The organism is Sulfitobacter sp. UBA1132 (assembly GCF_002311545.1).
Taxonomy (GTDB): Bacteria; Pseudomonadota; Alphaproteobacteria; order Rhodobacterales; family Rhodobacteraceae; genus Sulfitobacter; species Sulfitobacter pontiacus.
On the sequence record NZ_DCAN01000011.1, the window covers coordinates 445,289 to 455,801 of the forward strand.

General features: G+C 60.2%; 12 protein-coding genes. 7 read left to right on the forward strand and 5 right to left on the reverse strand.

Annotated features, from left to right (window positions below; genetic code table 11):
* Window positions 1-2 precede the first annotated feature (2 nt).
* The 3 genes from B4F27_RS09805 to B4F27_RS09815 all read right to left on the reverse strand — a co-directional run bounded on the left by B4F27_RS09805 (window position 3) and on the right by B4F27_RS09815 (window position 2,045).
* Window positions 3-1,037 carry a hypothetical protein gene (locus B4F27_RS09805; protein ID WP_005849620.1) on the reverse strand — a complete coding sequence of 345 codons (1,035 nt, stop codon included), beginning with the start codon at window positions 1,035-1,037 and terminating at the stop codon, window positions 3-5.
* Between the two features lie 15 nt (window positions 1,038-1,052).
* A complete protein-coding gene (gene greA / locus B4F27_RS09810; RefSeq protein ID WP_005849618.1) occupies window positions 1,053-1,523 on the reverse strand; it encodes a transcription elongation factor GreA in 471 nt (156 codons plus the stop codon).
* A gap of 138 nt (window positions 1,524-1,661) precedes the next feature.
* Window positions 1,662-2,045, reverse strand: coding sequence for a VOC family protein (locus tag B4F27_RS09815; RefSeq protein ID WP_286759560.1), 384 nt, complete (start codon window positions 2,043-2,045; stop codon window positions 1,662-1,664).
* A 93-nt stretch (window positions 2,046-2,138) separates the two neighbouring features.
* Between B4F27_RS09815 and soxR the strand changes: the two genes are divergently transcribed.
* From soxR to B4F27_RS09835, 4 genes are all read left to right on the forward strand, one after another.
* Complete coding sequence (gene soxR, locus B4F27_RS09820; protein ID WP_237279978.1) at window positions 2,139-2,591, forward strand: redox-sensitive transcriptional activator SoxR; 453 nt, start codon at window positions 2,139-2,141, stop codon at window positions 2,589-2,591.
* Between the two features lie 152 nt (window positions 2,592-2,743).
* Window positions 2,744-4,393 (forward strand): electron transfer flavoprotein-ubiquinone oxidoreductase, encoded by a 1,650-nt coding sequence (locus B4F27_RS09825; protein WP_005849615.1) that lies wholly within the window; start codon window positions 2,744-2,746, stop codon window positions 4,391-4,393.
* A gap of 218 nt (window positions 4,394-4,611) precedes the next feature.
* Window positions 4,612-6,330, forward strand: coding sequence for a tetratricopeptide repeat protein (locus tag B4F27_RS09830; protein WP_286759561.1), 1,719 nt, complete (start codon window positions 4,612-4,614; stop codon window positions 6,328-6,330).
* On the forward strand, window positions 6,327-7,184 hold the full coding sequence (locus B4F27_RS09835; RefSeq protein WP_286759562.1) for a 4-(cytidine 5'-diphospho)-2-C-methyl-D-erythritol kinase: 858 nt from the start codon (window positions 6,327-6,329) through the stop codon (window positions 7,182-7,184). The genes B4F27_RS09830 and B4F27_RS09835 overlap by 4 nt, the downstream gene beginning before the upstream one ends.
* 27 nt (window positions 7,185-7,211) lie before the next feature.
* On the opposite strand, the gene B4F27_RS09840 is transcribed toward B4F27_RS09835, so the two are convergent.
* Window positions 7,212-8,210, reverse strand: coding sequence for a polyprenyl synthetase family protein (locus B4F27_RS09840; RefSeq protein WP_286759563.1), 999 nt, complete (start codon window positions 8,208-8,210; stop codon window positions 7,212-7,214).
* 59 nt (window positions 8,211-8,269) lie between these two features.
* Between B4F27_RS09840 and B4F27_RS09845 the strand changes: the two genes are divergently transcribed.
* The 3 genes from B4F27_RS09845 to B4F27_RS09855 all read left to right on the forward strand — a co-directional run bounded on the left by B4F27_RS09845 (window position 8,270) and on the right by B4F27_RS09855 (window position 9,523).
* Window positions 8,270-8,491 (forward strand): DUF2007 domain-containing protein, encoded by a 222-nt coding sequence (locus tag B4F27_RS09845; protein WP_074634802.1) that lies wholly within the window; start codon window positions 8,270-8,272, stop codon window positions 8,489-8,491.
* Window positions 8,492-8,496: 5 nt separating this feature from the next.
* A complete protein-coding gene (locus tag B4F27_RS09850) occupies window positions 8,497-9,246 on the forward strand; it encodes a tRNA1(Val) (adenine(37)-N6)-methyltransferase (RefSeq protein WP_286759564.1) in 750 nt (249 codons plus the stop codon).
* Window positions 9,247-9,358: 112 nt separating this feature from the next.
* Window positions 9,359-9,523, forward strand: a complete 165-nt coding sequence (locus tag B4F27_RS09855; RefSeq protein WP_005849604.1) for a YdcH family protein — start codon at window positions 9,359-9,361, stop codon at window positions 9,521-9,523.
* 92 nt (window positions 9,524-9,615) lie between these two features.
* Here the strand turns inward: B4F27_RS09855 and phbB are convergent, their stop codons facing one another.
* Entirely contained in the window at window positions 9,616-10,338 is a 723-nt protein-coding gene (gene phbB / locus B4F27_RS09860; protein WP_005849603.1) for an acetoacetyl-CoA reductase, read from the reverse strand.
* Between the last annotated feature and the right edge of the window lie 175 nt (window positions 10,339-10,513).

The following is a 10,513-nucleotide window of genomic DNA, read 5'->3' on the forward strand; positions in this document are numbered from 1 at the left end:
CGCTAGTCGAACGTCCCTGCCACGCGGCCCAGCAACATGAAGGCCCGCACGGTGCGCGTGTCGGTCAGTGCCGAGATGTCGGCGTCAGAGGCCTCGGCTTCAAAGGCGGCGAAGGCGCGGTCGAAACGGCGCAGGAAGTGATGCGCGGCATCGCGGAAGATCGGGTCCTGCTTCATGCGGGCACTGGTCAGCGCCAGCGAGGACCGGTCGCGGATGCCGCCCAAAGCTGCGATCGGACGGCCTCGGGCCCCTTGGGCGAATTGGCGCCAGATTTCGGGGCGTGCACGGTCGGGGCGCAGGTCATCCATATAGATACCGTCCTGACTAAGCAGCGTCAGCACGTCCTGCGACGCCTGCACCAGCTGGGACGCATTGCGGTCTTTCAACGCCTTGCGCAGCGCCGAAAAGCCTTCGGTATCCTCTGCCGTTTCGGGGAAATTCAGCGCGCGAATAAAATCTTCATGTGACAGCGGTGGGGTCATATCCGCGGCCGAAGTGCCAAGCGCCAGCGCAGGCTGGTCATCGACCACCGCAGGCTTGAGAGGTGCAAGGCGGGTGCTGGCGTCGCGGCGGCTTTGGAAGGTGGCCAGCGTGCTTTCGGTCTTGCGGGCGGCGGCGGCGATTTCATCCAGCTTGCGCGCGACGGTCGCGTCTGCGCCAAGGTTCTGCCCTTGCTGTTGCGCGATATACGCCTGCCGGATCGCGTCGATCGCGGCCTGCAAGCGTTTGCTTTCCTCGCGCATGACACGGCTGGCGCGGGCCGCTGTGGCGGCGACCCAGATCATGCCAACGGGCATGAAGATCGCCAGCATCGTCATCAGGAACCGCAAGCCGGCACCGCCCGTATCGGGTTGCTGATCCGACGGCAGCATCAAGAAAAAGATCGCGGACCCCAGCAACCACACAGCGCTTAGCGCTGCGGCGATGAGTTCGATGTTCGAGATCCCGCCGTCGTTCGGGCGCGAATAGACGCCAAAGGGGGTCGACCGCGCGGATTGGCGCGGCGCGTTCGGTGTCAGCTGCGGTTTGTCGGTCATCTCTTTGTCCCCGGCTTATGCGTAGACGATTTTGAGAACCTCATAGGATTTGTCCCCCCCGGGTGTCCGCACCTCGACGCTGTCGCCTTCTTCCTTGCCGATCAGGGCGCGGGCGATAGGGGATTTGATGTTCAGCAGACCTTTTTCGATATTGGCCTCGTATTCACCAACAATCTGGTAGGTCTTCTCTTCGTCGGTGTCTTCGTCCACGAGGGTCACGGTCGCGCCGAACTTGATCGCGCCGGACATCTTGGCCGGGTCAATCACATCCGCAAGGGAGATCACGCCTTCGAGCTCTTTGATGCGGCCTTCGATGAAGGACTGCTTTTCCTTGGCGGAATGGTATTCGGCGTTCTCGGACAGGTCACCGTGTTCGCGGGCTTCGGCGATGGCTTTGATGATGGCAGGGCGTTCAACCGACTTCAAATGCTTGAGTTCGGTTTCCAAAGCCGTGTGACCGGCGCGGGTCATGGGGATTTTTTCCATCAGGGGGCGTCCACGCAATGAGGGTCACAGCCCCCGAACTGTCGTCCGAGGGTGCAACCGATTTGAATTGATCTTTACCTGACCCAAACTGCCCCGCGATTGCAAGAGCAGAGTCAGCCCGTCCGCGGCAATCCGCGCTTAGTCATCGTATTGGACCAGCTCGTATTCGACACCGTCGTGATCGCGAAAATAGAAGCGCCGCCCGGGTTCGTAATTGGCGTGGTTCACCGGCGTGAACCCCTGCGCTTTGACCAAGGTTTCGGCGGCGTCTAGATCATCGACGGTCACCCCGATATGGTTCAGCGCGCCGGTGGTGTCATAGCTGCTGGTGCCCGTGGTCGGCGACTTTTTCGGTGTGTAGAGCGCCACGTATGAGCTGTCGGTTCCGATGTGAATAGTATGTCCGCCCGCGATCGCATCGCCTTGCCAGCGGATACGCCAGCCAAAGATCTGCGCCATCCAGGCGGCGGTGGCTTGCGGGTCGGTTACGGTGATGTTGGCATGTTCCAATTGTGCTGGCATTGTCGGGTCTTCCTTCCTTGTTTGTGACGTTGACCCTATGGTGTGTAATTTCTAAACCTAACTTTAGGTCAAGGATTATTTCGGGGAATGTCTATGGCGGTGAATGACGGGTTGTCGATTGGCGCTTTGGCGCGGCGCACAGGCTTGGCGGTGTCCGCCATCCGCTATTACGAGGCGCAAGGGTTGATCAAACCCTGGCGCAACAGCGGCGGGCAGCGGCGGTTCGAGCGTGCCGATCTGCGGCGGCTGAGCTTTGTGATGATCGCGCAGCAATTCGGCTTTACCTTGCCGCAGATCAAGCAAGAGCTGGATCGCCTGCCAGATGGGCGCACCCCCACCAAACAGGACTGGGCGCGTATCAGCCAGGCGTTTCGTACAACGCTGGACGACCGGATCGCGACGTTGACCCGCCTGCGTGACGACCTAGATGGATGTATCGGATGCGGTTGCCTGAGCCTACAGGCCTGTGCGCTTTATAACCCTCAAGACCGCGCGGGGGAGAAAGGGCAGGGGCCGCGCTATCTAATGGGAGATCCGCGCAGCTAGCATTTTGCGATGCGAAACAATATTGCTGCACTTGCAACATTTAAGATGCAAACTGTCGTGGGTGCGCTAATTTACGCTGTGTTGCGATTGCAATAGCGACCGTGCTGGTTTAGCGAAATCCAAACCGTTTTCTGCCCGAAGAGGAGCCCCAAATGGCCGAAGTTGAACGCGAAGCAATGGAATATGACGTCGTTATCGTCGGTGCGGGCCCTGCCGGTCTGTCCGCCGCGATCCGTCTGAAACAACTCGACGCCGACTGCAATGTGGTCGTGCTGGAAAAGGGCTCTGAGGTGGGGGCGCATATCCTGTCGGGTGCGGTTCTGGACCCGATCGGTCTGGACGCCCTGATGCCCGACTGGAAAGAAAAAGGCGCGCCGATCAAGACCAAGGTCGAGGAAGACAACTTTTACATGCTCGGCGAGGCGGGTAAAATCCGGGTGCCGAACTTCCCCATGCCACCGCTGATGAACAACCACGGGAACTACATCGTTTCTATGGCCAATGTCTGCCGCTGGATGGCAGAACAGGCCGAAGAGCTGGGGGTAGAGATTTTCCCCGGTATGGCGTGCTCAGAGCTGGTCTATGGCGACAATGGCGAGATCAAAGGCGTTGTGGCCGGTGAATTCGGCATCAGCGCCGATGGCACCAAGGGCGACGGCTATGAGCCCGGCATGGAACTGCACGGCAAATACGTCTTCCTGTCCGAAGGCGTGCGCGGCAGCCTGTCCAAGCAGGTGATTGCGAAATACGATCTGGACGCCGGAAAAGAGCCGCAGAAATACGGCCTTGGCATGAAAGAGATCTGGGAGATCGACCCCGCCAAGCACAAAGAAGGCACCGTGACCCACACGATGGGCTGGCCTTTGAACAGCAACGCGGGCGGCGGGTCGTTCATCTATCACATCGAAAACAACCAGGTGTACGTCGGTTTCGTTGTCCACCTTGGCTACAAAAACCCGCATGTCTTCCCCTACATGGAATTCCAGCGCTTCAAGCACCACCCGATGGTTGCTGAGCTGCTTAAAGGCGGCAAGCGCGTGGCGTATGGCGCGCGCGCCATCACCGAAGGCGGCTATCAGTCGATGCCCAAGATGGTCGCACCCGGTGTGGCGTTGCTGGGCTGTTCGGTGGGCATGGTCAACGTGCCGCGCATCAAGGGCAACCACAACGCGATGCTGTCGGGCAAAGCTGCCGCCGAAGCGGCCTATGACGCGATCCAGGCGGGCCGCGCCGGTGACGAGCTGACCGCCTACGAGGAAGATGTCCGCAGCGGCGAGATCGGGAAAGATCTAAAAAAAGTGCGCAACGTCAAACCGTTGTGGAGCAAGTACGGCCTTGTGACCTCGCTTGCCGTGGGTGGGTTCGACATGTGGACCAATACCTTCGGCTTCTCGCTGCTGGGGACGCTGGGGCATGGTAAATCCGATGCTGAAGCGACCGAAAAGGCCGACAAACACAAGAAGATCGACTACCCCAAGCCCGATGGCAAGCTCAGCTTTGACCGTCTGACCAACGTGGCGTTTTCCTTCACCAACCACGACGAAAGCCAGCCCGCGCATTTGACGCTGAAGGATCCGTCGGTGCCGGTGAACATCAACCTGCCGGAATACGCTGGCCCCTCGGCGCGGTATTGCCCTGCGGGCGTGTATGAATTCGTCGAGGAAGACGGCAAGGACCCGCGCTTTGTCATCAACTTCCAGAACTGCGTGCACTGCAAGACCTGCGACATCAAGGACCCGACGCAGAATATCGTCTGGACCACGCCGCAGGGTGGGGATGGCCCGAACTATCCTAATATGTAAGCGTCGCTTACGGGCCTAACATGTAAGCGTCGCTTGCGGGCCTAACGTGTACGCATCACTTACTGGATGAAATCGATCAAAGGCGTGCTGCGGCGCGCCTTTTTTCATGCAAGGTTCCGCCGATAGAGGATAAGCGGGATGTCCCTTTGGATAGGCGGCATTGCGCTTGGTCGTGAACCTGTTAGCCTTGCGCGCAAATACAAATGAGGCGTGCCAGTATGATCCGTAACCTTCTGTTGACCGCAAGCGTTTTGGCGCTGACCGGAGCCGTTGCAATGCCCGTACAGGCGCAATCGGCGGCGGGGGCCTATCTTGCCGGTCGGCATGCTGCGGTGCGCAGCGATTTTGCGGAATCTGCCAAGTATTATGGCGAAGCGCTGGCGCTTGATCCTAAGAACCCCGAATTCCTTGAAAGCACGGTTCTGGCGCTGCTCTCGCTGGGGGATATCGACCGCGCCCTGCCTTTGGCGCGCATCATGGCCGCGTCGGACCAGCCCGGGCAGATCGCCTATCTGGTGACAACCGCTGGCATGGCGCAGGAAGAAAACTATGCGGGTCTGATCGAACAATCCGCAGACGAGGGCGGGATCGGCCCTTGGGTGGACGGTTTGGTCAAGGCTTGGGCGCATGTGGGCGTGGGTGACATGACCGCTGCCATCACCCAGTTCGACGATCTGAGCAAAGAAGCCGGCATGCAGGGGTTCGTGCTGTATCACAAGGCTTTGGCACTGGCGTCGGTCGGCGACTACGAAGGGGCGGAGGCGATCTTTGCTTCGAACCAAGCGGGATCGGCAGGGCAGACACGGCGCGGTGTGATCGCGCGGGCGGAAATCCTTGGCCAGCTCGGGCGAAATGAACAGGCGCTTGCGCTGCTGACCGATAGTTTCGGGGCCAGCAGCGACCCCGAGCTTGACGGGTTGGTCGCCGCCTTGCAGGGGGAGGGGCAGGTCACCTTTACCCAGATCCCCGATGCCAAGGCAGGCATTGCCGAAGTCTTCTTTACCTTCGCCGCCGTGCTGCGCAATGAAAGTGCCGGTGACTACTATGTGCTGCTTTATTCGCGCATCGCGCGTTACCTGCGACCCGATCATATCGACGATCTGCTACTGACCGCGGATCTGCTGGAAAACATCGGCCAGTACGAGCTTGCGATCGAGGAGCTGCAGGACGTACCCGCCGACAACCCCGCCTATCACGCAGCCGAGCTCGGGCGTGCGGCGGCGCTGCGACGGTCGAACAAACCGGAACAGGCGATCGAGGTTCTGCAACAGCTGACCCGCAGCCACGGCACCTTGCCGTCGGTCCACTCCGCCTTGGGCGATGCGTTGCGGGCGCAGGACAACTTCAAGGCCGCAATCAAATCCTATGACCGCGCGATAGAGCTTACACCCGACAGCAATCCGCAACGCTGGGTGCTGTATTACGCCCGCGGCATTGCCGAAGAACGCTCTGGCAATGGCGAGGCATCCGAACGGGATTTCCGCGTCGCTCTCGAGATCAACCCCGATCAGCCTCAGGTGCTGAACTACCTCGGCTATTCACTGGTCGAACAGGGGCGGAACCTGGACGAAGCGTTGAACATGATCGAACGCGCCGTCGCGGCGAGCCCTGACTCAGGCTATATCGTCGATTCACTGGGCTGGGTCTTGTACCGTTTGGGCCGCTACGAAGAGGCCGTCGACCAGATGGAAAGGGCCGTTGAACTGGTTGCCGTTGATCCGGTGGTCAACGACCATTTGGGCGACGTTTACTGGTCCGTTGGCCGTCAACGCGAGGCTGAATTCCAATGGCGTCGGGCGCTATCGTTTGTTGATCCCGAAGACAAAGACAGCGAGGCCGATCCCGTCCGCATGCGCCGCAAACTCGAGGTGGGGCTGGACGCGGTATTGGCCGAAGAAGGGGCCGAGCCGCTCAGCAAAGCCTCAGCCGAGAAATGACGACCCAAGCCGCTGCCCTCGGGGTTGCCAACGCGGGTTTCGCCTGGGCCAAGGTGAACCTGACCCTGCATGTCACTGGGCAGCGCGGCGATGGCTACCATCTGCTGGATAGTCTTGTGGTGCGCGCCGGCGTGGGCGACCGGATCGCGGTATCTCCCTCTGACCAGCTTGAGCTGTTTATCGATGGTCCCTATGGCGGTGCCGCCCCCCATGATGATCGCAACCTCGTGGTGCGTGCGGCAAGGCTGCTGGACGCGGGCGCGGGCAGGGGGGCACGGTTGCATCTGACGAAAAACCTTCCCGCCGCGGCAGGGATCGGCGGAGGATCAGCGGATGCGGCCACGGCGCTGCGCTTGCTCTCGGCGCATTGGGGGCTGCCGGTGCCCGAGGATGTGGCGCGACTGGGTGCCGATGTTCCGGTTTGCCTGCATGACACCCCCCAGCGGATGGAGGGGATCGGCGAGAGTTTGACGCCCGCGCCCAAGCTGCCGCCCTGCTGGCTGGTGCTGATCAACCCGAATAAATCCGCCGCCACGCCCGAGGTCTTCTCGCGGCTCGAGTCCCGCGCCAACGCGCCCATGCCCAAAGAGCTGCCCGCATTCACCAGCGCGCCTGCCTTCGCCGCCTGGCTGGCCACACAGCGCAACGATCTGGAGGCACCGGCGATCCAGGTGGTGCCAGAGGTGGCAGAGTGTCTGGGCAGCCTACAGGACGCGCTGCTGGCGCGTATGTCGGGTTCTGGTGCGACCTGCTTTGGCCTTTACGAGACGGAGGCACTGGCGCAGCGCGCCGTCACGCGTATTTCCGCGGCACAGCCCGGTTGGTGGGTCACCGCCGCACCGATGCTGGGGTAGCTTCGACGCGCCCCAATGGGGGGGCGATTAGCTAATACGCGCAACGACGTAGTCGGCCAGATCGCGCAGCATCTGCGTCAGATCATGATCCGGCAGGGTGTTCAGCGCAGTCTTGGCCTGTTCCGCCCATGCCAGCGCCTCTGCCTTGGTTTCATCCAGAGTGCCATGTGCATTCAGCAGCGATAGTGCATGTTCAAGATCGCCGTCCTCCTGCTTGCCCTTCTCGATGGTGCGGGTCCAAAAGGCACGCTCCGCCGCGTCGCCTTTGGCGATCGCCTTGATCACGGGCAGGGTCAGCTTACGCTCGCGGAAGTCATCACCGATGTTCTTGCCGGTGGCATTCGGATCGCCTTGATAGTCCAGCAGATCGTCGACAATCTGGAACGCGATCCCCAAGGCATCACCATAGTCAAACAGGGCCTGAACCTGTGCGTCAGGGGCCGTGGCAATCACCCCGCCCACCTGTGTCGCCGCCGAAAACAACGCCGCCGTCTTCCCGCGCACGACCTGTAGGTAGATGCCTTCATCCGTGGCCAGATTCTGCGCGGCGGTCAGTTGCAGCACCTCGCCCTCTGCAATCGTGGCGGAGGCATTGGCAAGGATCGCCAGCACGCGCATGTTATTCGTCTCGGTCATCAACTGGAAGCTGCGCGCGAAAAGGTAATCGCCCACCAGCACCGAAGATTTGTTATCCCACAGCAAGTTGGCCGTCGGCCGCCCGCGACGCTGCGCGCTTTCATCGACCACATCGTCGTGCAGCAGGGTCGCGGTGTGAATGAATTCGACCGTGGCGGCAAGGTGCACGTGGTAGGGGCCGTCATAGCCACACAGTCGCGCCGCAGCGAGGGTCAGCATCGGGCGCAACCGCTTGCCGCCTGCCTCTACCAGATGGGCCGTGACCTCGGGGATGCGCGGCGCATGTTCTGACGCCATGCGGTCGCGGATCAGATCGTTCACCGCGGTCATATCCGCGTTAAGATAGGCCGCCATCCGGTCATGTGGTTTCTGGGTGTTTTCGCTCGTCATTTACACGACCTTAATTGGAAGGCTCGACAATCAACGTCGATTGCCCTTACATCTCTGTTATGAAGGAACTTTTGCGCACAACCGATCCGACAATAATCGCCTTTGCCAGCGCCCTTCTTCAGGGCGAGGATATAGACTGCTTTCCGCTGGACGTAAACATGAGCGTGCTTGAAGGCGGGATCGGCATTTTCCCCCGCCGCTTGATGGTGCACGACGACGATTACACCGCCGCAACGCGGGTCCTGCGCGACAACGACATCCCCACCGGGTTGCCCAAATAACCGCTGTGGACGTCTATGACCCCGACGCGCTCACGCGGGATGCGTTTCTGGGCGGCAAGCTGCATTTGTGGCAGCCGCGTAAAGGCTACCGTGCGGGCGTTGACCCTGTTTTATTGGCTGCAACGGTGCCGGCGCAGGCAGGTCAGCGCGTGCTAGAGCTGGGCTGCGGGGTCGGGGCGGCGTCGCTTTGTCTGGGCGCGCGGGTGCCGGGCTTGCAGCTGACAGGGGTCGAGATTCAGCCTGCCTATGCCGCGCTTGCACGGCGCAATAATCCAACATTTGAAGTGGTTGAGGCCGACATTGATGCCATGCCGCTGGCCCTGCGGCAGCGACAATTTGACCACGTTCTTGCCAACCCGCCGTATTTTGATCGCCACGCCTCTGTCGCGGCGACGAACAGCGGTCGTGAAACCGCCTTGGGTGAAGCGACCCCCTTGGAAACCTGGGTCAAGATCGCGGCCAAACGCCTTGCCCCGAAAGGGCAGGCGCATTTTATCCATCGGGCGGAACGCCTGCCCGATCTGATCCGCGCGCTACCCCATGATATGGGCAGCATAGAGGTGCTGCCGATCGCACCGCGCATCGGTCGCATGGCTGAACTGGTCATCCTGCGTGCGCGCAAAAGCGGGCGGGGGGCGTTTCGCTTGAACGCGCCCCTTGTCATGCACGAAGGCGCACAACATTTGAGCGACGGCGACAGCTATGTGCCCGAAATACGAGCGGTCCTGCGCGAGGGCGCAGCGCTACCATTCTAAGCAGCCTCTCGCCGATATCTCAACTTGTCGATAGTTTTGCTGCGCTGCCGCGTGACAGGTGGAATATTTCGTGCTTCAATCATTCTACGCAACATAACCTAAGGAGAGTTACATGGCTTTTGACGCACATCTGGATGCTCTGAAACGGAAGCATTTGGCAATGAGTGACGCTGTAGAACAGGCCCAACGATCGCCGAGTATGGACGGGCTAAAGGTTGCGAATATGAAAAAGGAAAAGCTGCGCTTGAAAGAGGAAATTACCCGGCTTTCCGCCTGATAGATTTCAATTCCGTTGGCGTGCCCATTGGTGGGCCGCCGACAAAAAGGCCAGCGCGAAATGCGCTGGCCTTTTGCGTTCAGGTAGGCCGTTTAGACCAGATGCTGTGCACCATTCGCGGTGATCGTGGACCCGTTGATAAAGCCCGCGTCATCACTGACTAGGAATACAACCGCGCGGGCGATTTCTTCGGGTTCGCCCAAGCGGCCGGTCGGGATTTGCGCCACGATAGAGTCGCGCACCTTCTCGGGCACCGCCATCACCATATCCGTCGCGATATAGCCGGGGCAGATCGCATTCGCGGTAATATTGGCACGCGCGCCTTCCTGCGCGAGTGACTTCACAATGCCCAGATCGCCTGCTTTGGTCGCGGCATAGTTCACCTGGGCGAACTGACCTTTCTGCCCGTTGATCGAACTGATGACGACGATCCGACCGAACTTGCGTTCGCGCATGCCAGGCCAAACCGGGTGGATCGTATTGAAAACACCCGTCAAATTGGTGCCAACCACTTCGTTCCACTGGTCGGGCGTCATCTTGTGGAAAGGTGCGTCACGGGTGATACCTGCGTTCGCTACGACCACGTCGATCGGGCCTAAATCTTCTTCGACTTTGGCAATCCCGGCTTTGGAATCGTCATAGTCGGCGACGTTCCACTTGTAGGTTTTGATGCCCGTGGTTTCTGTAAACTGCGCAGCTGCCTCGTCGTTCCCGGCATATGTTGCCGCGACGGTGTATCCTGCGTCTTTCAAAGCTGTGGAAATAGCCGCCCCGATCCCGCGGCTTCCCCCTGTTACAAGTGCAACACGTGACATAAATCTCTCCCCTTAAGGCAATGTTGTTTCGTTTGCCTTGTTAATTTCGTAATTTAATTACGTGGAGAATTTGTAGTCAGGCTTGAAATTCATTGCAACAGTTTACGCAGGGAAAAAGCAGATGTTTTTCGCGTGGCGCGCGTTCTTGCCGAACGCGCGCCACGCCTGATTGATT